This is a genomic window from Enterobacter cloacae complex sp. ECNIH7, assembly GCF_002208095.1.
Classification (GTDB): Bacteria; Pseudomonadota; Gammaproteobacteria; order Enterobacterales; family Enterobacteriaceae; genus Enterobacter; species Enterobacter cloacae_M.
Window position 1 is genome coordinate 600,136 of sequence record NZ_CP017990.1, and the last position, 22,670, is coordinate 622,805.

24 protein-coding genes are annotated in these 22,670 nt (G+C 56.9%); 7 read left to right on the forward strand and 17 right to left on the reverse strand.

Annotation, left to right across the window (positions count from 1 at the left end):
* Positions 1-51: 51 nt before the first annotated feature.
* From WM95_RS02925 to WM95_RS02935, 3 genes are read right to left on the reverse strand one after another with little or no spacing between them, the layout of a single operon-like run.
* On the reverse strand, positions 52-1,554 hold the full coding sequence (locus WM95_RS02925; protein WP_063408532.1) for a conjugal transfer protein TraG N-terminal domain-containing protein: 1,503 nt from the start codon (positions 1,552-1,554) through the stop codon (positions 52-54).
* A complete protein-coding gene (locus WM95_RS02930; RefSeq protein ID WP_088544631.1) occupies positions 1,551-2,912 on the reverse strand; it encodes an integrating conjugative element protein in 1,362 nt (453 codons plus the stop codon). Before WM95_RS02930 ends, WM95_RS02925 begins: the two co-directional genes overlap by 4 nt.
* A gap of 11 nt (positions 2,913-2,923) precedes the next feature.
* Positions 2,924-3,856, reverse strand: coding sequence for a TIGR03756 family integrating conjugative element protein (locus tag WM95_RS02935; RefSeq protein ID WP_074166099.1), 933 nt, complete (start codon positions 3,854-3,856; stop codon positions 2,924-2,926).
* 213 nt (positions 3,857-4,069) lie between these two features.
* Between WM95_RS02935 and WM95_RS02940 the strand changes: the two genes are divergently transcribed.
* The 6 genes from WM95_RS02940 (at position 4,070) to WM95_RS02965 (ending at position 10,569) form a co-directional block, all read left to right on the forward strand.
* The gene (locus tag WM95_RS02940; protein ID WP_063408534.1) at positions 4,070-4,660 is read left to right on the forward strand and encodes a tyrosine-type DNA invertase; all 591 of its coding nucleotides are present in this window, start codon (positions 4,070-4,072) and stop codon (positions 4,658-4,660) included.
* Positions 4,661-5,028: 368 nt separating this feature from the next.
* Entirely contained in the window at positions 5,029-5,541 is a 513-nt protein-coding gene (locus WM95_RS02945) for a fimbrial protein (protein ID WP_063408535.1), read from the forward strand.
* A 103-nt stretch (positions 5,542-5,644) separates the two neighbouring features.
* Positions 5,645-6,325 carry a fimbrial biogenesis chaperone gene (locus WM95_RS02950; protein ID WP_063408536.1) on the forward strand — a complete coding sequence of 227 codons (681 nt, stop codon included), beginning with the start codon at positions 5,645-5,647 and terminating at the stop codon, positions 6,323-6,325.
* A 10-nt stretch (positions 6,326-6,335) separates the two neighbouring features.
* Positions 6,336-8,843, forward strand: coding sequence for a fimbria/pilus outer membrane usher protein (locus tag WM95_RS02955; RefSeq protein WP_063408537.1), 2,508 nt, complete (start codon positions 6,336-6,338; stop codon positions 8,841-8,843).
* A complete protein-coding gene (locus tag WM95_RS02960; RefSeq protein WP_063408538.1) occupies positions 8,840-9,781 on the forward strand; it encodes a fimbrial protein in 942 nt (313 codons plus the stop codon). The genes WM95_RS02955 and WM95_RS02960 overlap by 4 nt, the downstream gene beginning before the upstream one ends.
* Before the next feature lie 41 nt (positions 9,782-9,822).
* On the forward strand, positions 9,823-10,569 hold the full coding sequence (locus tag WM95_RS02965; protein WP_063408539.1) for a class I SAM-dependent methyltransferase: 747 nt from the start codon (positions 9,823-9,825) through the stop codon (positions 10,567-10,569).
* Here WM95_RS02965 and WM95_RS02970 read toward each other — a convergent pair whose 3' ends face one another.
* The 4 genes from WM95_RS02970 to WM95_RS02985 form a co-directional block, all read right to left on the reverse strand.
* Positions 10,570-11,349, reverse strand: coding sequence for a creatininase family protein (locus tag WM95_RS02970; RefSeq protein WP_063408540.1), 780 nt, complete (start codon positions 11,347-11,349; stop codon positions 10,570-10,572).
* Positions 11,327-12,685 carry an amino acid permease gene (locus tag WM95_RS02975; protein WP_063408541.1) on the reverse strand — a complete coding sequence of 453 codons (1,359 nt, stop codon included), beginning with the start codon at positions 12,683-12,685 and terminating at the stop codon, positions 11,327-11,329. Before WM95_RS02975 ends, WM95_RS02970 begins: the two co-directional genes overlap by 23 nt.
* 42 nt (positions 12,686-12,727) lie before the next feature.
* The gene (locus WM95_RS02980; RefSeq protein WP_063408542.1) at positions 12,728-13,102 is read right to left on the reverse strand and encodes a PTS glucitol/sorbitol transporter subunit IIA; all 375 of its coding nucleotides are present in this window, start codon (positions 13,100-13,102) and stop codon (positions 12,728-12,730) included.
* Positions 13,103-13,323: 221 nt separating this feature from the next.
* Positions 13,324-13,599, reverse strand: coding sequence for a helix-turn-helix domain-containing protein (locus tag WM95_RS02985; protein WP_063408543.1), 276 nt, complete (start codon positions 13,597-13,599; stop codon positions 13,324-13,326).
* Between the two features lie 170 nt (positions 13,600-13,769).
* Between WM95_RS02985 and WM95_RS02990 the strand changes: the two genes are divergently transcribed.
* Entirely contained in the window at positions 13,770-14,069 is a 300-nt protein-coding gene (locus WM95_RS02990) for a helix-turn-helix transcriptional regulator (RefSeq protein ID WP_063408544.1), read from the forward strand.
* A gap of 109 nt (positions 14,070-14,178) precedes the next feature.
* On the opposite strand, the gene WM95_RS02995 is transcribed toward WM95_RS02990, so the two are convergent.
* From WM95_RS02995 to WM95_RS03040, 10 genes are all read right to left on the reverse strand, one after another.
* A complete protein-coding gene (locus WM95_RS02995; RefSeq protein WP_063408545.1) occupies positions 14,179-15,447 on the reverse strand; it encodes a phospholipase D-like domain-containing protein in 1,269 nt (422 codons plus the stop codon).
* A gap of 131 nt (positions 15,448-15,578) precedes the next feature.
* Positions 15,579-18,236: a conjugative transfer ATPase gene (locus WM95_RS03000; protein ID WP_063408546.1), complete on the reverse strand. Its 2,658-nt coding sequence runs from the start codon at positions 18,234-18,236 to the stop codon at positions 15,579-15,581.
* Complete coding sequence (locus tag WM95_RS03005) at positions 18,233-18,592, reverse strand: TIGR03751 family conjugal transfer lipoprotein (protein ID WP_063408547.1); 360 nt, start codon at positions 18,590-18,592, stop codon at positions 18,233-18,235. Before WM95_RS03005 ends, WM95_RS03000 begins: the two co-directional genes overlap by 4 nt.
* Positions 18,589-19,884, reverse strand: coding sequence for a TIGR03752 family integrating conjugative element protein (locus WM95_RS03010; RefSeq protein WP_081247934.1), 1,296 nt, complete (start codon positions 19,882-19,884; stop codon positions 18,589-18,591). The genes WM95_RS03005 and WM95_RS03010 overlap by 4 nt, the downstream gene beginning before the upstream one ends.
* Positions 19,881-20,648 (reverse strand): TIGR03749 family integrating conjugative element protein, encoded by a 768-nt coding sequence (locus tag WM95_RS03015; protein ID WP_081247935.1) that lies wholly within the window; start codon positions 20,646-20,648, stop codon positions 19,881-19,883. Before WM95_RS03015 ends, WM95_RS03010 begins: the two co-directional genes overlap by 4 nt.
* Positions 20,648-21,304 (reverse strand): PFL_4703 family integrating conjugative element protein, encoded by a 657-nt coding sequence (locus WM95_RS03020; RefSeq protein ID WP_063408549.1) that lies wholly within the window; start codon positions 21,302-21,304, stop codon positions 20,648-20,650. The genes WM95_RS03015 and WM95_RS03020 overlap by 1 nt, the downstream gene beginning before the upstream one ends.
* Complete coding sequence (locus WM95_RS03025) at positions 21,301-21,654, reverse strand: TIGR03750 family conjugal transfer protein (protein ID WP_063408550.1); 354 nt, start codon at positions 21,652-21,654, stop codon at positions 21,301-21,303. The genes WM95_RS03020 and WM95_RS03025 overlap by 4 nt, the downstream gene beginning before the upstream one ends.
* Before the next feature lies 1 nt (position 21,655).
* Positions 21,656-21,973 (reverse strand): TIGR03745 family integrating conjugative element membrane protein, encoded by a 318-nt coding sequence (locus WM95_RS03030; RefSeq protein WP_023212783.1) that lies wholly within the window; start codon positions 21,971-21,973, stop codon positions 21,656-21,658.
* Positions 21,974-21,982: 9 nt separating this feature from the next.
* Positions 21,983-22,216, reverse strand: a complete 234-nt coding sequence (locus WM95_RS03035) for a TIGR03758 family integrating conjugative element protein (protein ID WP_063408551.1) — start codon at positions 22,214-22,216, stop codon at positions 21,983-21,985.
* Positions 22,209-22,517, reverse strand: coding sequence for an integrative conjugative element protein, RAQPRD family (locus WM95_RS03040; RefSeq protein ID WP_063408552.1), 309 nt, complete (start codon positions 22,515-22,517; stop codon positions 22,209-22,211). Before WM95_RS03040 ends, WM95_RS03035 begins: the two co-directional genes overlap by 8 nt.
* Between the last annotated feature and the right edge of the window lie 153 nt (positions 22,518-22,670).

Sequence of the window (22,670 nt, forward strand, 5' to 3'; positions counted from 1 at the left end):
CAAAATGCCGGTGACTCAAGCCCCGTTCATCACACCGCCAGTACGAAATCCTCAGGGAATGCGTGTTTTACTTACGATCATCTTCCCGACCTGTTCACCAGCGCTACGGATATCGCCGACCGCGCTGCCCATCACACCAGCGATGGCCGCGCCGATCCTGACGCCCGCCCACGTCAGCGCCCCCAGCCAGAATGCGGGTAACACCAGGAACATCACGCCCATAATGATATTCACAATCAGATCGTCGGAGGTGTTTTGCAGGCCCCAGAGATTGAAGTACGAGTGGGTGTCGCTGTCGTACATCATCTGCATCAGCCAGTTATCCAGCCAGCGAGCCAGTTCCCACCAGAAGGTGAGAAAGAACAGGGCGAACTGCACAAAACTCAGTGTGATGACCGTTTTAAGATCCCATGCCGAGAACAGCAGGATCACCGGAATACAAATCACCAGCGCCATTTCAAGGAAAGCCTGTACCATCGGCAGCGCCTGGCGGACGTTATCAAACGCCGGAAAAAGAGCGTAGCTCGAAAGCCCCGCGCCGATGATCCCGCCCACACGACTCAGCAACTGCGTCTGGCTTAAATGATCCCCCGCACTCCCACCAAACCCGTTGTACACCAGACCTCCCTGCGACACCTGCATATTGCGCGGGCTCACCAGCGAGCGCAGTACCGCCTCTTCATACTCCTCTTTCGACTGTCCCAGTTTTTGTAGTTGCTGCCAGAGCGTGGTATCGACCTGCTTCAGTAGCCGGTTTTTCAGCCCCGCATCACCATCGGACCACCACTCCTTACACGCAGGATAGCCACCTCCACCCGTATCGCTCAGACCGTCGTCGCGGCTGGCGTCATAAGGCCAGGCGGTGAGTGGCGAACGGGAGTGTTCGTGGTCGTAATAGCCCGGCGTGGCGAGATAAAAGGCCGATCCCACCCAGTCCACTTCCCGGCTTTGCTCCTCACTGATATCGCTGCCCAGCTGCTTGAGCCTTGCCCGCGACGGCCCGTAGCAGTCGTTAACGAAATCATGTAGTTCCTGCGCCAGCGCCGGATCGGCGATCCGGGTGTGCTGTACTTCAAAGCGCAGCTGACGAAGGTCCGGCTTACAGGGGAGCACCGCGACGGCGGCGCTGGTGATGCCCTTGCCCAGCGCGTGGGTGAAGTACCACCACACCGGCACCGAGGCGCTCTGGCCGCTGAGTTCATTAATCAACGGCGCATAGCCGGAATCACCGGGCTGTACCACCGACCAGCCGCACTGCTTCGTGCGTTGGCTGTCGTAGGTGAGGGTATTGATATCGACATTGAGGAACGGCACACCCGCGAAGAAGATCACCAGCAGGGCGCTGTAGAGCGAGTGCTCCACCCAGACGACCAGCAGGCGGGCGACGTTGCCTTCATCAGCCCCCTGGCCGCGCGCCTTCAGCCACAGGGCAATCAGCTTCGCCAGCAGGGGCAGGGCGAACAGCCCGGTGGCGGTCAGCGTCTGCCACACGCCGTTGTTCACCAGCCAGCCGAGCAGGGTGAGCACATACTCGAAATAGCTGTTGGCGGTCATCGCGGACTGTCTGGCTGCGGGTTATTGAGGTTGTGCAGACGGCGGTCGCTGTCGTCCGGCACTTCCACCGCCTGCCCCTGAAGCTGGTCGCGCTGCTGTTTGCGTTGCAGGATAAGGCTTGTGGTATTGCGCGTCAGCGCCTGGCGGAAATCGAGTTCCAGCTTAAGCTGGCTCAGCTCTTCATCCAGTTGGGCGGTGGTTTTGCCTAAGCTGTCCTGCGCTTCTTTGACGTTGGCGATATTCGGTTCGCGCATGCCCGCGAGCAGCGTGCGCCGGGCCAGCAGCGCCTGCTCGGTGACGCGGGCCAGCGCCAGCTCTCCCGCCAGCCGTTCGGTGAGGACGGCAACATCCGGATCGTCGCGCAGTGCCTCGACCACGCCGCGGGTCAGTTGCATAGAACCGCCGGAGGCTTTCGCCAGATTGTCGAAACCGGGTTTCTGACTGCCATTGACCAGATCTGTCAGGAGGGGCAGGATCTTCGCCTTTTCTTCGTCGATCAGCGGATGCAGACCGATCCCCGCTTGCGCGCCGGAACGTGCGTCCGGATCGTCGGTGGCCTGCGCCACGCTGATGGTCTGCTCACCTACCACGCGGGTCATCCATCCGGCGACTTCTTCAGGGGATGTCCAGGTGCTACAAAGTTCTCCGTCGCATTCGGAGGAGGCAAGAGACGTGGTGCTGGTGGCGGGCTGCTGGTTGAGAATATTCCAGCCTGCGGCGGTGGCGTCATGGACTACCTTAATCGGCGGCTGGCCTTTGCCGCCGCGCTTTTCACCGCCCACCCAGCGTTTACCCTTTTCGGCTGCCTCTTTTGCCGCTTTCTGGTCGGTGCGGATGGCGTCATTATCGCTGGCGGCGAGGGATTGGTAGTTCTCCGCTTTGGCTCCGGAAAACCAGGCGGAGTCTGCCGCCAAATCGGTCATCTTCTCCGCCATTTTCTGGCAGTTCAGTAGCGATTTATCAAAATCCAGCCGCCCCTGCAGCACGCCGTTGGTTAGCAGATCATAAAGCTGCGGATTGGCGCGCTGGATAATCATCGCGGGCAGGCTGGCAACCGCGCCGGTGGCGCTCTGGATGACGTTGCCCATCAGCTGCTGGAAGCCGTCGGTGATGCCGTTGAGCTGGTTGCGTACCGTGGTGTCGATGTCGAAATTGCCGCACATCATATCGGCGTTCCAGCCAATGCCCACGCTAAGCGGCGAGGGGCTACGGCGCACGGGGGGAGGCATGACCGCCTCGCCGCCGCCAATCTGGTAATAAAGCAGGTCATCAACCGCGCCTCGCGTGCGGAAACTGTAGTCGTCTGCCGCCACGCAAACCCAGGCGAAAAACAGTAAGACCAGGCAAAGGACTCTCATCATCGCCTCCGTTAACCCGTACTGCCGAGGAAGGTTTGCCCCCGGCGCGGACAGCATTTATAGGGCCGCCACAGTGTCCAGGCGTACGCGCCATCCTCCGCCAGCTTGTCGGCGTAGGTGTCGGTGGCGCTGCCATCCGGAAACACCGAACAGGCGGCGGATTTTTTCGGGGTGAGCATCTGCCAGCGATGGTTATCGCTGTCGCCTTCGATAACCGGGGAGGGCGGCCAGTATCCGGCGCGCGATGAGGCCGTTAGCGGCGTATAGATATGCGGCTGCCCGGTACGGGTCACCAGGTCGGCCACGCGCTGAGCGATAACGGCGGCGGCTTTATAGTCGTGCGTCTGACTGATGGCTCCGGCGCGTGGATAGATATTGCCCCACATATCGCCATTCTGACCGACTTCCCGTATGCCCGGCGTCAGCGCCTCCGGGTACGTCATTTCCGGCACACCGCTGCGCCACGCCAGCGCATCCAGTTGACTCAGAAAGTACGGTTGAAAAGGCTGCGATGAAGGTGAGCAGATATAGCCAAACTGGGTGAAAAACTTCGCCAGCTCATCGCCTGCCGGGAAGCCGATGGCATCGGCATTCTTAAAGCGGATCTTGCTGTGCTGGCTGGCAGAACGAGGATTCGTATCACCACCGCCTTCGGCAACACCGGGCAACGGTGGGCTGAGTAACGACATCTCCGCCCACGGATTCTGCCCGGTGTTGCTGTAAGCCGACACCACCAGATCCGGGCGGAAATGGCTGACCTTCACCGACGTGCGCACCGTACAGCCGAGCGGCGTGCAATAGAGCCAGTGGCACAGGCCGACAACCCGGTAGTTCACGCAGTCCGGCGACAGGGCGGAGGCGGCAATTTCCGGCGTGGTAATGGCTCTGAGCGGGAAAGCGGCGCACAGCATCAGTGGCAACAGAATAGGAAAGCGGTCTGGCATAACGCCTCCGGCAACAGAGTTTTCTTCTGCCGGGTGTAGCGCAATGCTCATAAGATCACTGCTGAAAACTGGAGTCAGCCTGTGAAAATTGTTGAGTCTGGCATCAACCTTTGCCGGGCTTTCTGGTGTTATTCTGTGGTTCAGGCCGGGCTACGAAAGTGGTTCCGGCCTGTTTTTTTCTTCATTTTTTATTGTGTTTAAGGAGCAAGACTTATGCCAGTAAAACGAAAACATCTGACCCGCCATGAAGTGGGGCAGATACTGCTTGCAGCGGACAGAGGGATCCATTTTGAGCGGGATTACTGCCTGATTCAGATGTGTTTTTTACATGGTCTGCGGGTCAGTGAACTGTGTGGGATGCGTCTGTCGGATATCGATTTGGTAGGGCGTTCGGTCTATGTCCGACGGCTCAAAAACAGTCTTTCAACGCAGCATCCGCTGTTTGATGCCGAATTGCCTGCACTGATGCGCTGGCTGGCGGTACGCAGTCGCTGGCGGGATGCGGATTCAGACTGGTTGTTCCTGTCGCAGAAGGGCGGTGCGCTGTCGCGCCATCAGGTTCGATTGCTACTCAAACGTTACGGAGAACTGGCAGGCGTCAGCATTTCCGCTTACCCGCATATGCTGAGGCACGGTTGCGGTTACGCGCTGGCAGATCTGGGGCGCGACACCCGTCTGATACAGGATTATCTGGGGCACCGGAACATCCGGCATACGGTGATTTATACGGCGACAAATACGCAGAGGTTTATGAATGTCTGGGGAAACGTGAGAGAAAACCACACAATTAGTGCCAGAATGTAAAGTAGTATCAGAAAAATTTAGCAAAGTGTCAAAATTTTTCTGAGACCCCTTTTGATAACGGATTATCGCTCTGTTTTTTAATAACTATTCCGATCTAATGCAGCTTAACACACCTTTGGTACCCTGCTGGCAACGTGCGTGAGTCGTCCACGTTGCCAGTTTTCATTTGCTCACCGTCTTACTGTTTTATGCCATTCCGCAAGCTCTGCTCCTTTCCCGATGGCATTTTATTTCTCATTCTCTTCTTCCACATCATTTTCTCCTGAACTCACCACTCTGGCACTAACGGGAAAGTCTCCCGCAGGTTTTTTCACCGCCAGAGTGATGTGGGTCCGAGTCCCGAATGTTCTTTCATCAAGGAGAAACACATGAAAAAAACGATGTTAAGCGCGTGTTTTATGCTGGCGGCGGCTAATGCCATGGCCGCCGATGGCACCATCCATTTCACCGGCAGCATTACTGACCAGACCTGCACTGTGGACACCGGTTCGCAGAATTTACCGGTCAGTCTCGGCAACGTCGCCCAGACGGCTCTTAACGGGGCTAAGGGGATGAGAGCGGCGCCGACGCAATTCACGATCAACGTAAGCGACTGCCCGGAAACAGTCACCGGTGCAAATGTGAAATTTGACGGGACATCCGATAGCAATGACCAGAGCCTGCTGGCGCTGGACAGTGGCACGGGCATCGCCACCGGGGTCGGGATCCAGATCGCAGATAAAAACGGCACGGCCATCCCGCTGCATTCCGCTTCGTCCGACTACACCCTCGCAGAAGGCGCAAACGCGCTCGACTTTGTCGCCCGCTATGTCTCCACAGGCCCGGCGGTCACTACCGGTACAGCAAACGGTACCTCTGAGTTCACCATCATTTACAAATAACGCTGTGCCGTCGCGGGGCGCATTCTCCTCCTCCTACCCATGCGCCGCCGCATAACAGGGAGCGTTTCGCAGGGATGCGTATTTTTCGTCCGGAGATAACAAGATGAACAGGTATGCAGACATTTTGCTGGCGCTATTGCTGGCCGTATTTACCGTGCAGGCACAGGCCGGGATTGTCATTGGCGGGACGCGGATCATTTATAACGGCGACAAAAAAGAGACTTCCGCTTCCATTCGTAACCCCGATAAATCCGGCGTCTGGCTGGTGCAAAGCTGGGTGGACAGCGGGATGAAAGGAAGTAAAACGCCGTTTATCGTGACGCCGCCGTTGTTTCGCATCAATCCTGGTGAGGAGAATATGCTGCGCATTGTGCGTACCGGCGGCAGCCTGCCGGAGGACCGGGAGTCGGTGTTCTGGCTGAACGTGAAGTCCATTCCCGCCACTGATGACAGCGTGCCGCATAACAACGTTCTGCAGGTGGTAGAGAAATCCCGCCTGAAACTCTTTTACCGCCCGGCGGGGCTGGAAGGGCAGCCGGAGACCGCTTACCACCACCTGTCCATCGCCCACAGCGGCAACCGACTTACCGTCAGCAATCCAACACCTTACTACATCACGCTGTTCACCCTGAAGGTGGACGGGCAGGAGATCAAAGAGGCTGATATGGTGCCGCCGAAGGGCAGCGTCAGCTTCACGCTGCCATCGGTCACGGCGTCCACGGTGACCTGGCAGGCAATCAGTGATTACGGCGGCGTTAGCCAGACCGAAAGCCGCAAACTCTGAGGGAGGGAATATGAATAACCCCAATTCCCGACTGATGATCTTCCTGCTGGCGCTGCTGCTGATTATGGTGCTGCTGTTGGGTTACCTGCGTAATGCGGAAGCCAGAGAGACTTTCAATACCCACGCGCTGGAGCTGGACAGCCCGGGCCAGGCGGTCGTTGACTTATCCGCCTTTTCCGAAGCCGATGGCCAGCTACCGGGTACTTACCGGGTGACGGTGTACGTCAACGGCGAGCAGCAGGGCGAGGCGCAGGATATTGCCTTTGTTGCCGGGGCAGATAAAAAACTCACCGCACAGTTAACCCCGGCGATGCTGAAAGCCTGGGGCGTGAACACCGCCGCGTTTCCTGCGCTTGCCGCACTGCCAGCGGACAAACCGCTGGAGGATATTGGCCGCTATATTCCGATGGCTTCCGGCGAACTGCGTTTCAGTAAACTGCAACTGAATCTCAGTATCCCGCAGGCGGCGATGAGCGCCACCGCGCGCGGCTGGGTAGATCCGTCCGAATGGGACGAGGGCGTACCTGCCGCGCTGCTGAACTATAACCTCAGCGGCAGCAACACCTGGCGCGACGGAGAAAACGGCTCCGATGATAACTACTACGCCAACCTGCAGAGTGGCCTGAACCTCGGCGCGTGGCGGTTGCGCAACTATTCCACCTGGAATTACGACGAGGATAACGGCAGCCACTGGGATTCAGTGAACACGTATCTTCAGCGGGATATCCAGCGCCTGCAGGGGCAGCTCACGCTCGGCGACAGCTATACGCCTTCCGATATCTTCGACAGCGTGCAGTTTCGCGGCGCGCAGTTGGCGTCGGATGACAATATGCTGCCGGACAGCCTGCGAGGTTTTGCCCCGATCATCCGCGGTATTGCCCAGTCGAACGCGCAGGTCACTATTAAGCAGAACGGTTACACCATCTATCAGAGCTACGTCGCGCCGGGGGCCTTCGCCATCAGCGATCTCTACCCGACATCGGGCAGCGGTGACCTGGAGGTAACGATTAAAGAAACCGACGGCAGCGAGCGAACCTTTATTCAGCCATTCTCTGCGGTACCGATTATGCAGCGTGAAGGCCGCCTGAAGTATGCCCTCACCGCCGGGAAATACCGCAGCGGCAACAGCGACAGCGATGAGCCGGAGTTTGGCCAGATAACAGCGATTTACGGCCTGCCGCACGCCATCACGATTTATGGCGGCACGCTGTACTCGGAGGACTATCAGTCCGGGGCGGCAGGGCTGGGGTTTGGTCTCGGCGAGCTGGGTTCGGTCTCCGCGGATATCACCGCTGCGCACACCACGCTGAATAACGATGAAACTCACGACGGCCAGTCGTACCGGGTGCAGTACTCAAAAGATTTTCAGGCCACCGATACCAGCTTCACCCTGGCGGCGTACCGCTATTCCACGGAAGGGTTCTATACCTTCCAGGAAGCGAACGATTTACGCTCAGACAGCGACGACGGCTGGCGGCTGACGTACAACAAACGCCAGAAACTCCAGCTCGATCTCACCCAGAGTATCGGCAGCTACGGTTCGTTCTTTGTCTCCGGCTATCAGCAGGATTACTGGCATGAGGACGGTTACGAGCGCACCCTCAGCACCGGCTGGAATGGTAATATCAACGGTATCAGCTACAGCGTTTCCTACAGTTACAGTGATTACCCGGACAGCACCCAGCCTGCCGACCAGCAGCTGGCGTTCAGCATCCAGGTACCTCTCAGCCGCTTTATGCCGAACGCGTGGGCCAGCTACAGCGTCAACACCGCGAAGCGCGGCGACACCCGCCAGCAGGTGGGCCTCAATGGGACGGCGCTTGCCGATAACAACCTCAGCTACAGCCTCCAGCAGAGCTACACCAACCACGGTGTGGGCGGCTCCGGCAATATCAACGCCGACTACAAAGGCGGGCAGGGGGAAATCACCGGCGGCTACAACTATGACGACGATATGCAGCAGGTGAACTATGGCCTGAAAGGGGGGATTGTCGTCCATCCACATGGCGTCACCCTTTCCCAGCCGCTTGGTGACTCACTTGCCATCGTGAAAGCGCCCGGCGCGGATGACGCGAAGGTGCAGAATAATACCGGGGTCTATACCGACTGGCGCGGCTATGCGGTCGTGCCGTACGTCAACGCTTACCGGAAAAACCGCATCGCACTGGACACCAGTACGCTCGGCGATGGAGTCGATATCGACACCGCCGTGCAGACGGTGACGCCAACGCAGGGCGCAGTGGTAATGGCGGACTTCAACACCCGCGTCGGACGGCGCGTACTGATGACGCTGCTTTACCGTGGGCTGCCGGTGCCGTTCGGCGCTCAGGCGAAAATGGAGGAAGGCGGCAGCGGTATCGTTGGCGATGACGGTCAGGTGTATCTGACGGGCGTGCCGGATGACGGTGACATTACGGTGAGCTGGAACGGAAAGCCGCAGTGCGTGGTGCATTACCGGTTGCCGGAGAATGCTGAAAATGCACCGGTAACGGAAACAGAACAGGAGTGCAGGGAATGAGAATGTTATTGAAATCAGTCGGGTTAGTACTGGCGTTGTGGTCGTTTTCTTTCGTTGTACAGGCTTCCTGCCAGTTTGTGAATGGTGTGACGGCGGAAATTCCCGGCTATATCAGTTTTGGCAACATTGCAGTCCAGCGCGATGCCCCTGTGGGTAGCGTTATCGCCACGGCGACAACGGGAGCCTATAACGGCGGCAATACCATTGCCGGATGTACCGAGGCCTGGACATTCCGCCAGGAACTGACGAAATGGCAGACGCTCAGCGCACAGGGGAATGGCGTTTACAATACGAATGTGCCCGGGGTAGGGATCCGCATGACATCGCCATCAGGAAAGGTATTGCCCTATGATCTGCCCATCAATGCCAACACCTATGTCAATATCAATGGTGATGGCATTAAAGCTGAACTGATTAAAACCGGTGATATCACGGGTGGCACACTGGACACCGGTATGCTGGCCCGGGCGTCCGTGGTTAACCAGTTTTATATTGCTAACGTCACCTTAAATGGTAATAACACCATTACTTCTGAATCCTGCACGGTGACCACGCCGACAGTCAATGTGCCAATGGATGATCATGAAAAAAGCGAATTCAGCGGCGTGGGCTCCACAACCGACTGGGTGAATTTTGATATCGGCCTGACCTGCGATGTGGGAGCGCGCATTAATGTACGCATTGATGCCGCAGCGGATCCCTCCGCCAGTTCGCAAGGTGTCATGCAGCTTGATAGCGGCGGGGCGTCCGGCGTGGGGATCCAGCTTCATTACCGGCCTGACGATGCCACTGTGCAGTACGGTCAGGAGCGGTTTTACTGGCAGTCGGTGTATGGTGACGAGATTGTTCAGCTTAAGGCCCGGTATTACCAGACGGCGCAGACGATTACCCCCGGGCCCGCGAACGCCACGGCGACGTTTACGCTGACCTATAAATAACTTAGGCTCTGATTGGGTACGGTTAAATAAGGAGAACTGGGGTGCAACAGTTTAATAAGAATGCCGACGCTTACGATGCTGTTCGTGGAAAAATTACCTACCCGGAAGCGCTTTATTTCTCTCTGGCCGCACGGGTGCCCGCCCATGACGCTGCGCTGGATATTGGATGTGGCAACGGCGTATCAACCGGGCGGCTGAAAGCATGGTTCCACCATGTAGAGGGCTGCGATCATGGTGATGTCCTGATTGAGCGGGCGCGGCTGAATTACCCCGATCTGCTGTTTTCGGTATCGCCGGCGGAAAGTTATTTTCCCCGGCGGCGATTTGACCTGGTGACCAGCGCGACCTCCTTTTACTGGATGGACCGGGTGCGGGTGCTGGCGAACCTGCGCGACTGGCTGAACCCTGGTGGGGTGTTTTGCGCCTATAAATATGACTTTCCGGTGGTGTATGGTCCGTTGCGGGATTTCATTGAGACGGAGCTGGTGGACAGCTGGCTGTATCACCGCGATCCGCGACTGATCCAGTATGACAATACGCTGGAGCTGATGGATGACTGTGACCATCTGGTGGATTGTCAGCGGGAGGTTTTCAGCAATATTCTTTTCCTGACGCCGCCGGAGATTGCGCAATTTTTTCTCTCCACCAGTTATGTTACACGGTACGTTAAAGCTGAAGGTGGTAAAGATTATGCAGCCTGGTTTATGGCGGCAGTATGTGAGCGGGAGCCTGCAGAGAAGGTGGCGGTAAATTTTGATATTCATGCCTTTACCGCCACGCTTCGTTGATTACTGGTCCGGGCCATACTTCCAGCCAGCCGCATTCAGCCTGGCCAGCAACGCGCACAGCACATCCACCAGGCAGGCGAGGATCCGTGCGCCTTTCTCCGCCGAGGCGCAGCGCGGATCGCCGGTCGCCCCGGTGGTGCTGATTTCGCCAATATCCCAGATCCGGTTCACGCCATAATCGGCGAACACCTCTGCGGGGATCTGTTTCTGCGCATATTTCAGTTCCACCAGTTCCGGAAGCAGGGCCATCATGACCGACGTCTCACCCTCGCCGCCATGCTCGAGTCCGCTGTTATCCCATGAGTCAAAAAATCCTTTGCCGAGATGATGCCCCACCAGATCCCACCACGCTGGAATCACCACGATCGCCGCCTGCGGATGGCGGGCTTTCACGTTGCGGGCGGCGATCTCAATCGCCGGGATATTGCCGTCAAGACCGTTGATCACCAGCATCCGGCGGATGCCGTGGTGCAGCAGGCTGGTGAAGATATCTTCCGCCAGCGCAATATTGGTTTCATAACGCAGGGTGACTGCCAGCGGATGGGCGTTGTAATGAACGAAAGTGCCGAACGGCGTGCAGGGCAGCACAAGGGTGTTGTCCACCCGCTGCGCCACCCGGCAGGCGACCGTTTCCGGAACAAACATATCGGGGCCGAGCGGCAGGTGATCGGCATGGTTCTCGCAACTGCCGAAACTGACGATGGCGGTGAGTTCCTGGCCGGACTGCAACAGCTCGCGGATTTCGCGGCCGGTTAATTCATTCAGCATGACTTTTTTCATCGGACAGTCTCCTGTTTTTACGGACGACAAAGAAGTAGTACGCGCTGGCGAGTGCCAGCCAGATCAGCACGGTGACCAGGGTGATGCCGCCGCCGTCGGCAAAGAACTGCCCGGCCATCACCAGCACAATCAGCCCCACGGTGAGCGGCTGGATGTGCCGGGCTGCCGGAGCCCGGTATTTCAGCGTCCCGTCGTGCAGGGCGATCCGGTGCAAGGTCGGCTGGCTTAAGGCAATCATCAGCCAGGTGAACAGGAAGCCGAAGCCGGAAATCCCTGCCAGGATGACATACGCATCCGGTGAGAGAATGGCGATGATGACGCCAGTGAACAGCACCAGACTGCTGGCGAGAATGGCGTTATCCGGTGTCCTGTGCGCTGGGTGCAGGCGGGCAAACCAGTCCGGGAAATAGCCGTCAGACGCCATGGCGTGCAGCATCCGCGAGGTGGCGTAAACCCCGGTATCAATGCAGGAGAGCGCGGCGGTCAGAACCACAAAATTCATGATATGCCGCGCCATATCGCCGCCGAGGATGCCGGACGCCTCCACATACGGGCTGCTGCTGACGCCAGCCTGTTGCCAGGGCATCACCAGCAACAGGACGGTCAGCGAGCCGACATACAGCAACAGGATCCGCACCACGGTGCCGCGCAGGGTGCGGGGAATATCGCGCTGCGGGTTCTCGCTTTCGCCTGCGGCGGTGCCGATTGCCTCCGTCCCGCCGAAGGAGAAAATCACGATCAGCATCGCGCCAAGAAAACCGGGCAGCCCGTCGGCAAAAAAGTCGCCATTGCTGGTGATGTTCGCCACGCTGGCAGGAGACGTCTCATTCAGCCCGAGGCTGTAACAGCCCGCAACGATAAAGGCCAGCAGCGCCACCACCTTGACGAGGCTCAGCCAGAACTCCACCTCACCGAAGAAATGGACGCCGACCATATTGATAGCGGTGAGCGACGAGGCGATAACCAGGCAGAACAGCCAGACCGGGACGCCGGGAAACCACAGGTTGAGGAAGGTGCCTGCGGCGATCGCCTCCGACGCCGGGCCAATCAGGAAGGCCAGCCAGTAGGTCCAGCCGGTAATAAAGCCACACCACGGGCCGAAGGCGGTGCGGGCATAGGATTCAAACGAACCGGAGACCGGGCGGGAGACGGCCATTTCAGCGAGCAGCAGCATAATGAACAGGGTGATGACGCCGCCGATAAGGTAGGCCAGCACCACCGACGGACCAGTACGGGCGATGGCCGCACCTGCGCCGAGGAAAAATCCGGCGCCAATCACGCCACCCACGGAAATCATCGTCAGGTGGCGGGCTTTCAGGCTTCTGTCGAGTTCCATAATGTCTTCTCTTTTATTGTTGTGGATGGATACCGGACGGGTTTATGGCCGCCCTTCCTCAATCAGCAGGTTGCCGTATAAATCGCGGAGCTTCGGAACCGGGCCGGAGAGATGAATCGCCCTGGCGTGACAGGCATGCAGGCTGCCGTTAAACACCATGGTCAGGTGGCCGAGCTCAAACAGCGACTGCTGAGACTCTTTGCCTACGGCGGTAATCAGGTAGTCGTGTGTAGCCAGCATCAGCCGATCGCCGGGCAGTATCAGCAGGGTTTCTTCGCGGAATGAGGGCTCCAGCGACAGGGAGTAGTCGAGGCAGTCTTTCGGCCCGTTGTTGTCGAAAGTGATCAGCGTTCTGTCTGCCAGTCCGTCGGCGACGAACAGTCCAATTGCGGCAATGCGCGCGCAGTAAGTCATCATGGTTCGTCCCCCCGCTTGCCGGATGTGCTGGCGCGGCGCACTGTGGATGAGACAGTGCGAATGATCCTGAACGCGTGACAAAAGCCTTCCATCCGGAAGACCGGAAGATGGTGCTCTCCTGCCGTCAGCATGAGGGGGAATGGTCGTGGTCTGGTATGCATAAACAACTCTCCTGTCAGGTATCGTTGGTTAATGCGTCCTGCCACTCACAGCGCGGGTCGTTATGTCCCGGAGTTTTCTGTTGTTGTCATCAGGTGAAGCGGTTTTCGGGGTTCACGTTTATTTCCCGTATTGAGGTAACGCTCCGGCCAGATCGCTGACGGATGTACGTCGAGCGCGATGGCAATCAGCCACTCGCCTTTCGGCCATGGGCGGTTCAGGGCATTCGCCAGCGTGGACGACGCTAGTCCCGCTTCCCGCGAGAGTTTCGCCAGACTGGTGCCGCGTTTGTGCAGGGCGGCGATGATGTCGGCGGGGTGCCAGTCTTTTTTGGCCATTTCGGTTACCTCAACTAATTGTTAATTAGGTGAAAAATTGTGATCCTTAGATTTGTAGTATTGAGTTGTTAAAAGGAGATCTAAAACATTAATACTAAGGATAACTTAGTAATATTTATTAAAGCAACACTGAAAATTCCCCTGTTTAGCGGAAATGGAAGGGGGATCTCATGTTGACGCATCGTCTTAAAGAAGCGCGGATTAAGGCGGGTTTATCGCAGGAGCGTTTAGGTATACTCGCAGGAATCGACGAAGCTACTGCCAGTCCAAGGATGAATCAGTATGAGCGGGGGACGCATGCGCCTGATTTCTCTTTAGCCTGCAAGTTTGCTGAGGTATTGAACGTACCAGCTTGCTATTTCTATACAGTTGAAGATGATTTGGCGGAACTGATGTTAATCCTGTGGTCAACATCAGAACAAAAGCGTGCAGATGTTATTGCTTATGCTAAAAACAACATTACAGCGTAATGAGCTCTATAATAAATTTATTTAAATAAATATTTTAGATGTTATTCGTTATAGCTCTACCTCTACCCTTGTCTAATGATTTAACAAGGGTAGGTTTATTATTGAGCAGTTAAAGTTGGCGTATATCGAAACCAAAATAGCGAAGTACCTTAGTTGTTCGACCATTGATAACAGGCAAGTTTTCTTTATTTATCCATCCAATCAGCTCTTGAACATTAGATTGCCCGAAAGCATTAAGCTTATACTCTTCATTATAGATGCAGTCAGACATCCTTTTAATAATATCTCCTTTTCCATATAGCAAATATATAATTGTTTTTTTAATTTGTGCAATGTCATTGCTTGTTGAAAATTCTTCTATTAATGTATATAAGCCACCTTTATAGAATCGTAAGCGATCATGAAAAGAGTGAAGTACACATAGTGCTTCAACTATTTCATCTATATTGCTTTGTTCAATTGATTGTGGTGAGTTGAATACTTTGTAAATAAGGGGATAGTTTATGGGTACAATCCTTTCTTCAAAATGGTCCCATGGGGTGGATAACCATTCATCTATTAATGTGCGGAGATGTGATTGTTGTAAATCAGTCCATCCTATTGGCTGGGTTGCCCAGGTTTCTTGAGTGGCATGATAATCGCGCACAAAACTGAAAAATGAATCAATTTCAAGTCTTAAAGGAATCTGTTCCTCTGCCACTTTTCTTGCAAAAGATGAGTATATTTCTTCTATGCATTTAAACGCATATACAGATGTTTGATATGATTTTCTATAAGACTCTAGAAAAATAGAACTTTGCGAGATATATTTTTTCCCTCGATTGATATTTGAATAGCTTATATCTCCTATTTTATCTAGAACTTCGTCGTCGAATTTTTTTATCTGAGATAATAGCTTTGAATGTTTGTTGTAAACATTTTTATAATCTTTTATTGCTTCCTTGGTTAGTACGTGTGCAGATTCCCAATAATGAGAAAAAAGTGTTGTTAGTTCTTCGAATCTATGATCTTCTGAGTTCAAGCTAACCATTATTTCTTGATTCGTAAGGAGTGCTGCGTTAGTTAAATTGGCAGAGCCTACTAATAATGTCCTGTCTCCAAAAATATAAAGTTTAGGATGGAACGAATTGTTGGTGAAAAACCTTGCTTCAATATTTTTATGTGAAAGTAATTTTTCTAAAGCAAATGGCGATGTGGGGAAACCTAGTCTTACAACAATCCTAATGTGACATCCTTTTTCTAGGAGATTGTCAATTATATCAAATTCGGTAAAGAAAGCGGAAGCAATAAATACATCCATATTGTTTTGGATATGATGCGTAAATCCATGCTTAACAAAATCCTGTTGCGAATTTCTGTTAGTATATAGATCAGTCATGCCACTCCCTTACTAATTTTTTTAGAATTATCTCTGTAATCGTAATTCCATAATCTATTTGAAGTTTTGTTCTTATACAACAGAAGTTATGGATGACGATGATAATATGTGATGTAGAATGAGGATGAGAATCAATTATCAATACTGGGTTTAATCAATTTAATGCCTGTAATCACCGCCGCCTCCAACTCACTACACCCCGTCTCCCGCATAATCCGCATTCGTTCCGCCTTCTCATGCTTCTCGGTCATTGCCAGCGCCAGATAGAGCGCTGGCGGCACCACCCGGAACAGCGCTTCCACGCGCGGCGACAGCACCACACCCTCGGTATACTGCCCCGGCGATTTCACCGCCGAGCGCAGCAGTTGGCGCTGTTCTTCCGTCAGTGCCTTAAATCGGCACACCTGATCGATCTCCTCGGGAGGCATCACCAGCAGTTCCCACCACTCGATCATGTTGAGCAGCTTCTTCGCCTCATCGGGAAAATCTGCCAGGTTCTGGGTAGCGAGCCACAGCCAGATGCCGAGCTTGCGCCACATCTTCGAACCCTTGGTCAGAAAGCGCGCCAGCAGCGGATTGACGGTAATGATATGCGCCTCATCGGTGATGTTAACAATGGGGCGTGCCAGATGCTGGTCGCGTTCGCCGAGGTTGTTGATATGGTTAATCAGTGAGATATAGCTGATGGCAAGCTGGGCTTCGTAGCCTTCGCGGGCAAAGGTGGCGAGATCCACGAGGGTTATATCCGCCTCCGGCCACATCGTGCCTTCGCGGTTAAACAACTCGCCTTCAAACCCGGCGCAGAACAGGTTGATGGATTCCGCCATCTCATACGCCCGCTGGCGACGGGCTTCTGGCAGGCTGACATCTTTTGAAAGGCCAAACAGCGCATCACGGATATCCTGCGTCAGCGTCTGACGTTTACCCTCGTAGCAGGTATGCGCGGCAGCGATAATGGCCTGGCGGATCATCGCCCGGTCCGGACGGGTAAGACGAGCATCTTCTTTCGCCTCGCCGCCAGTGATCATCAGCCGGGCGGTGATCTCCATTTCACCGAGCACATCGCGCTGGTCTTCACCGTCGTTCTCTTCGTCTTCCGGCGGTTCGGCGTCGGTGACCGCCTGTTCCACCAGTCTCCAGGCATCGGCAAACAGAGGCAGGGTGACACCGGAACCGGGGCGCAGGCTGATTTTATTCACCGTCAGGCCGTGGGCGGCGGCGTAGTCGGCCATCAGGCCAAATGAGTTTCCGGCTTCGATGATAAACAGGCGCGGACGGTGCAGCGCCATCAACTGGGCTATTTTGGCGTTGAGGGTGGCGGATTTGCCCGCTCCGGTCGGGCCGAGCAGCAGCAGGTGGCCATTCTGCGCACGGTCAAGCTTGTTCAGCGGATCGAAGCATAGCGGCGTGCCGCCGCGATTGAAGTAACAAATCCCTGGATGCCCGGTGCCGGTTTCCCGCCCGTACACCGGCAGCAGCCCGGCGATATGCTGAACGAAGTTGAGCCGGGTATAAAGACCGCGCGGGTCACGCAGGGGATCGAAGCACATCGGCAGCCAGCGCAGCCAGTGGCTGAGTGGGGCCACTTCGTGTTGCTCCTGCACCTGCACCAGCCCGGCGTTGAGTAACAGGCTGTGCAACTGTCGCTGTTGGCGAAACAGGGCGTCGGTGTCGGGCGCATGCAGGTAAAACGCCAGCGTGCTGCGGTAGAGTTTATGACCGTCTTTCAGGTAGCTGCGTACCTCGTGGCAGTCGCGGCGGGTGTATTCCGAATCGGTGTTGTCGCCAATCGCCCGGTCGGAGAGATGGCTGATGTGCTGCTCCAGCTTGTCCTGCGGATACACCACCACCGTCAGGTTCATGATGGTTCCGCAGGGCAGCAGATCAAACAGGGCGTTGATACCGTCGCCACGCGTGGTTTCTCCGGTCAGCAGGCCGGGTGGCGGCGCTTTGCGCAGGCGGTCGACGACCACCACTTTATGCGGGCGGTTATCCAGCCACCAGACGCCGTTCTCCGCATCTGAGCGCGGTTCGCTCGTCAGCAGTCGTTCGGCAAAATCGGTGATAACGGGCAGGGATTCTGCGTCCGTTAAATCCAGTTGTCGCCAGAAGGCTTTTTTATCTTCAACGGGTGGCGCGGGGTTAAACCACCGCACCAGCCAGCGGTGAATGTCCTGCTCATTCTGGCGGATAGCACTGATACCCGCCGCTTTCAGCCCGGCGGTGAGCCGTTCGCAGATGTGGTTCAGCGTCTCTTCCGGGGAAGGTTCATCCGGTGAGAGTCCAGGAAGCCAGCGGTACACCACCATCCGCGTGCGCCGCCACGTCGCCCGCCACCGGGTGCGGGTGACGGTGTTATCGAAAAACAGCCCCTCATTGCGGGTGAGATTCACCATATGGTTTGCCATCTGCACGAGCCATTCGCGGGTAAAGGCGGAGTTGCGGATCTCCGGCGCGGCATAAGCACCAAGTGATGCCAGCCATGCCTCGCTGTCGTCCTCATCCTGACAGAAAAACTGTACCACCCACGGGGCGCGCTCATGCTCGTCAAAGGCATCCTGTAAGGCGTCAGTGACGGTATCCCGCACCTGTTCCAGAAACGCTGTCGAGCGGCCTTCGGTGCCAACAGGTGTCAGTTCGAACACTGCTCCCACCGAGCGGCCATCTTCCAGCAGCAGCATCTGCGACTCCGGCAAAAACTCTACCCATGGCAGCCAGTCGACAAACGACGGGCCCTTGCGGTAGCTGGCATTCAGTGCCTGTTCAGCCAGGCCGCGCCGTTCACTCATGGCGGCGTCAGGCGTTCGCCCGGCAGCGCATACTGCGGACGAGTATAGAAGGGGAAGACGGTGCTGTAACCTGGCACCGGGGTGTTGCCGTTAAGGTGCGGGAAAACGTACAACACAATATCCGGATTGGGCAGTCGCGGAAACTGGCTACGGATGGTATCCGCTTCGGGTTGCGACACCGGACCATCCGGCGGGCGGCGCAACCGGGCGCGCGCATCCAGCAGAGCCGCGCTGCCGCCGCTTTGCTGCTGCCACAGTGAGAGCATGCTGGCATCGGGGTCGACCGGCATCAGTTCATCCTGCGAGGTGCTGCATCCGGTCAGCAAAAACAGAAGTATGAACAGGGTGCGTATCATTCCAGACCTCCCGGCGTGCTGGCCTGCTGGTATTTCACTTTGCGGCCTTCCGGCTCGTAGTCGATAGCCAGCGGTTCGGTGAGATGCACCGCCACCTTGTGGCCCGGCGGCACATACACCGCATCGAACATCTGGCCGTAGTGCTGTTTCATCCAGTCGGCGGTCTCTTTTAATCCGCCGCCGATGGCCTGGCCGAGCACGTACTGGCCGTTGTTGCCTGTCACCGCGCTGGTGATGCTGCCGTCCTCCACCACGGTGGTGATTTCCCCATTGGCGAAGGCCTGTGCCGCCGCGCCGGAACCCTCCAGCAGGAACTGCGAGGTCAGGTACTCCTTCGCATTGCTTTTACGCTCGCCGGGAATACACGGCAGCCCCTGGTTATCCGAGAGCCAGCCGATCTCCTGCTGTTTGTTGCCGGATTTGCCGCCCTGCGGGACGGTGCGGATTGTGCCGTCGTGGAACACAAAGGTCATCGAGGTGATTTGCCCACGCACGCAGGAGAGTGTCCAGTCTCCGGAGGCGATGCCTGAGACCACTGCGCCCGCCACGTCCGGCAGTTCGATGCCGTTGGCGGTGAGGTTGTCCTCGCCAATCAGTAGCTTGAACGGGTAGGGATCACTGACGGTGCCGTTAAGCGGCACGCGGCCAATCAGCGCCGTCATCGCCACCGATCCGGTCAGCGTGGCGTTTTGCGGCAGGGTGTAGACCTTCACGTCAGGTTTCGGCGGTGGTTTGTCGGCCGCTTTCAGAGGGACGCGCAGCAGCTTTTCATCCACAGGCGGGGGCGCATCCAGCGGCTCCAGCCAGCGGATATCCGGCTGCACATCGGCAGGTAGTTCGCCTGGCGTGAGCCCCAGACCGGGCGGGATATCGTCGGGGCGTTTCGCCATCAGGCGGTCGAGTTTATCCAGCAATCCCCGCTGGCTTTTCAGGAGCTCGTCGCGCATCTGGTCCTGCTGCCTGCGCATATCCCCGCGTAACTCCGATACCAGCGTCGCCTGCTGGGCTTTCAGCCGCTTTTCGCGCGCCTGCTGGCTTTCATTATCGCTCTGGATTGACTGGAGTTCGCGGCGGTACTGCTTCATCTGGCCGACCAGCGTGGCGACGGTATCGGCAGGCGTGTCGCCATCAATGCCCAGATCGCGCAGTTCCTGCGGCGTTAACGCTGCCACTGTGCGGGATGGAGATTTCTCCGGCGTACTTTTGCCTGCCGGGCGCAGCAGCAGCCATACCGTTACCAGCATAATCACAGGTAGCAGGATTTTCAGCAGGAGGCTCTGGCGCGGCATCATGGTTTCGGCTCCGGCAGCAGGGCGCGCGAAACCGGGCCTTCCGTCACCAGGTATACCACGGTGGTATCTTCTGCCAGACCACGTGGGCCGAGCCAGTCATGCTGGAACGCGGCGGCGGTGAACTGCCCCTGAAGTTCGCGCTGATCGAGCGTGATGCGCTGTCCGCTCTGGTTTTGCAGGCGGATGGCGGTGACGGTGGTGGCGTTAACCTGCCATGACGCCAGCGGGATGGCGGTAACAGGCTGCTGCGGCAATAAGGTGGTGATGCGTTTCGCCAGCCGGACGGGGGCAGGCGTGACGCCTGGCAGAGCTTCAACAGTGCGCAGCGGCGCATACAGGTTCTGTGCGGCATAGCGTACCAGCAGAATGGGCAGGGGCTCGGTTGAGGCTGTCACCGGGACGGACGTTTTTGCTGTGGCAGGCGTCTGCGGGGCGTAGCTAATGTGCACGGGTTCAAGTGGCGAAGTGCCCTGGGTGGCCTGAATATCCAGCAGGATCAGCTCGCCGCTGCCGGTATCTCGTAGTTGAATGCGGGTGGACGGGAACGCCGTATTTGCCAGCAGGAAGACCTTTCCGCTCGCGCTTTGCAGGCGTACTTTACCTTCCAGCGTGGCGGGATAGCCAATACGCACCGCTTTCCCCACATCGACAATCCGCTCCTTCCCGACATGCAGCGTGACGGGCAGGGGGATGTTTTCCCACTGCACCACCTCCGTGGCGAAGGCCGAGAAACTGAACAATAAAGCAAAGAGGACTGGCTTCATCATTTCTCCTCCGCTACCAGACGCTGCGGAGCGGCATCGGTACAGTCGATCGCCAGTCCCCACGGGTTTTTCTCCGCATCAATGGCGTAACGCACCACCTGCAACGGGTAGCGCACCAGCGCTTTTTTCACCGGCTCGTTCTGGTAATACTCCTCAACCGCTACATCAAGTGTCACCCGCCAGGCATCCCGGCTTAAGGTCTCGACGCGGGGGAAGGGACGTTTATCGCCGTCATGCACCAGGCTGCTGTAGCCGTGACCGGGAAGCTCAAACACGCCTCGCGTCCGCTCGCGCAGTTCACCGTTGTTGCGCCGTACCTGAAAATCGTGCTCCAGCCGGGTGTAACAGGCAGGCGTCAGGTAGGCGCGCAGCGAGCGGAGATTGCGGGAATAGTCCTCCTCACCGTTATCCGGCCAGCGGTTTAGTTGCTGGAAGATATAAAAGGTGAAGGCGTAAACGCTGGCGGGCGGTACTTCCCACCACGGACGGGTGCTGCCGCTGCGCAGGTCTGGCGGGAACCAGAGGGTGAGCTTTTGCGGGGCGCTATACCAGCCGTAACCAACGCCCGCCAGACACAGGCACAGCAGGACAATCACGGCCCGCAGCGTCAGAATATGGTTATCGCGCTCGGCCAGCGCATGGCGAAAGCGGCTCATCGCGGACTCCTGCGCACTACCCATACGGCGCTGTGCTGAACCAGTTGCGCACCGCGAAGATGATGGTGCTCCAGCCAGGCAAGGATTGCCTGTGGTAGCCAGCTATCGGGCTTACCGCGTTTCGCGCGCGCCAGAATCCGCCCACCGCCCTGAATCAGTAATGCCGCACCTGCCAGCGCTGAACCGGGGATCAACGGCCAGTAGTGGGTTATCAGGGCCAGCACAATGCCGAACGCGCAGCCGACGCCAAGACCGAGAGCCAGCGCCAGAAACAGTTCGCTGGTGGTCAAGCCGCGCCAGACCACGGGCTCGCGGTTGAGGCGGTCGGGGAGAAAGGGGATGGTCGCCATATTAAAGGACGTCCGAGGCCTGGTTGAGTAACCAGATGATGACCACGAGAAGAATGCTGCCGACGCCCGCCATAGAGCCCAGATCTTTCCACTGCTTGCGCCCGCTCTGGATCTCCGAGTAGGTAGCAATGCAGTTGTTTGCCACCACCAGAAAACCGACAGCGCAGATGGCCAGCGCCAGCAGCACCACAATGTCAAAACCGTAGTTTTGCAGCGTCTCCATAATGCCCTGGCCCTGACCGCGCGACGGATCTTCCATCGTCGGCAGGTCGGCAAAGGCGTTGAATGCAGCGAATAACAGTAACAGAAGCCAGCGCATGGTTCCTCCTCAGCCCAGTACCAGCCAGAAGCTGACCAGTACCAGTAACAGTGAACGGGCCGCCACCGCGCCAAAACTCTGCCAGCTCAGGCGCTGGCGGCAGACTCCCTGCCAGGCGACCATTAGCGTCCAGGCGCACCACAGGAGCAGGACGCTGGTAAACAGGCCGAGCACCAGCAGGCTGACGGTCTCCGGTTTGCTCAGGCTGGCAGCCTGAAAGGCGGCGAGTTGGGAGTCAGTCATCGGGGTTCTCCCGCTGGTAGCTGGTGCTGAGTGGTTTAACGGCGCGCGGCTGCGCTCTTGCCGGGGCAAGGTAGTGCTGGATGCCTTGTTCAACGGTGGTGAGATCCTGCTGCGCCTGTAAGTAGTCGAAGAAATAGCGCGACTGTGAGTCGGCACTGGCGCTGTTCCGGGCGCGCTCCAGCGAGTTTTTTACGCCGTCGAGTTGCTTCAGCGCGAGGGCGAGCTGGGTGGATTCAGGGGAGGCGTAGGCTGGCCCTCCGAAGCTAAGAAGAATCAGTGATAGAAGTATATGATGCTGCATAAGACAAGGTTCCACACAGGCATGAATGCGGAAGAAGATAAAAACTTTAACTTGGGATATCTTTCAGAAACTCATTGTTGATGCTGATAGTTTTTGTTAAGTCAAAAGGAATTGTGGCAACTGTAAAAATTATGAGGCGGGAAGTTGTCATTA

Coding starts and splice junctions, on each gene's coding strand:
- WM95_RS02935 (WP_074166099.1), bottom strand. CDS start 3,856: ATGCCAGACCGCTTTCCTATTCTGTTGCCACTGATGCTGTGCGCCGCT.
- WM95_RS02930 (WP_088544631.1), bottom strand. CDS start 2,912: ATGAGAGTCCTTTGCCTGGTCTTACTGTTTTTCGCCTGGGTTTGCGTG.
- WM95_RS03035 (WP_063408551.1), bottom strand. CDS start 22,216: ATGACTGACTCCCAACTCGCCGCCTTTCAGGCTGCCAGCCTGAGCAAA.
- WM95_RS03030 (WP_023212783.1), bottom strand. CDS start 21,973: ATGCGCTGGCTTCTGTTACTGTTATTCGCTGCATTCAACGCCTTTGCC.
- WM95_RS03005 (WP_063408547.1), bottom strand. CDS start 18,592: ATGATACGCACCCTGTTCATACTTCTGTTTTTGCTGACCGGATGCAGC.
- WM95_RS03015 (WP_081247935.1), bottom strand. CDS start 20,648: ATGAAGCCAGTCCTCTTTGCTTTATTGTTCAGTTTCTCGGCCTTCGCC.
- WM95_RS02950 (WP_063408536.1), top strand. CDS start 5,645: ATGAACAGGTATGCAGACATTTTGCTGGCGCTATTGCTGGCCGTATTT.
- WM95_RS02955 (WP_063408537.1), top strand. CDS start 6,336: ATGAATAACCCCAATTCCCGACTGATGATCTTCCTGCTGGCGCTGCTG.
- WM95_RS02985 (WP_063408543.1), bottom strand. CDS start 13,599: ATGGCCAAAAAAGACTGGCACCCCGCCGACATCATCGCCGCCCTGCAC.
- WM95_RS02940 (WP_063408534.1), top strand. CDS start 4,070: ATGCCAGTAAAACGAAAACATCTGACCCGCCATGAAGTGGGGCAGATA.
- WM95_RS02960 (WP_063408538.1), top strand. CDS start 8,840: ATGAGAATGTTATTGAAATCAGTCGGGTTAGTACTGGCGTTGTGGTCG.
- WM95_RS02945 (WP_063408535.1), top strand. CDS start 5,029: ATGAAAAAAACGATGTTAAGCGCGTGTTTTATGCTGGCGGCGGCTAAT.
- WM95_RS03020 (WP_063408549.1), bottom strand. CDS start 21,304: ATGAGCCGCTTTCGCCATGCGCTGGCCGAGCGCGATAACCATATTCTG.
- WM95_RS02925 (WP_063408532.1), bottom strand. CDS start 1,554: ATGACCGCCAACAGCTATTTCGAGTATGTGCTCACCCTGCTCGGCTGG.
- WM95_RS02980 (WP_063408542.1), bottom strand. CDS start 13,102: ATGATGACTTACTGCGCGCGCATTGCCGCAATTGGACTGTTCGTCGCC.
- WM95_RS02995 (WP_063408545.1), bottom strand. CDS start 15,447: ATGACTGATCTATATACTAACAGAAATTCGCAACAGGATTTTGTTAAG.
- WM95_RS03010 (WP_081247934.1), bottom strand. CDS start 19,884: ATGATGCCGCGCCAGAGCCTCCTGCTGAAAATCCTGCTACCTGTGATT.
- WM95_RS02990 (WP_063408544.1), top strand. CDS start 13,770: ATGTTGACGCATCGTCTTAAAGAAGCGCGGATTAAGGCGGGTTTATCG.
- WM95_RS02975 (WP_063408541.1), bottom strand. CDS start 12,685: ATGGAACTCGACAGAAGCCTGAAAGCCCGCCACCTGACGATGATTTCC.
- WM95_RS03000 (WP_063408546.1), bottom strand. CDS start 18,236: ATGAGTGAACGGCGCGGCCTGGCTGAACAGGCACTGAATGCCAGCTAC.
- WM95_RS03040 (WP_063408552.1), bottom strand. CDS start 22,517: ATGCAGCATCATATACTTCTATCACTGATTCTTCTTAGCTTCGGAGGG.
- WM95_RS03025 (WP_063408550.1), bottom strand. CDS start 21,654: ATGGCGACCATCCCCTTTCTCCCCGACCGCCTCAACCGCGAGCCCGTG.
- WM95_RS02970 (WP_063408540.1), bottom strand. CDS start 11,349: ATGAAAAAAGTCATGCTGAATGAATTAACCGGCCGCGAAATCCGCGAG.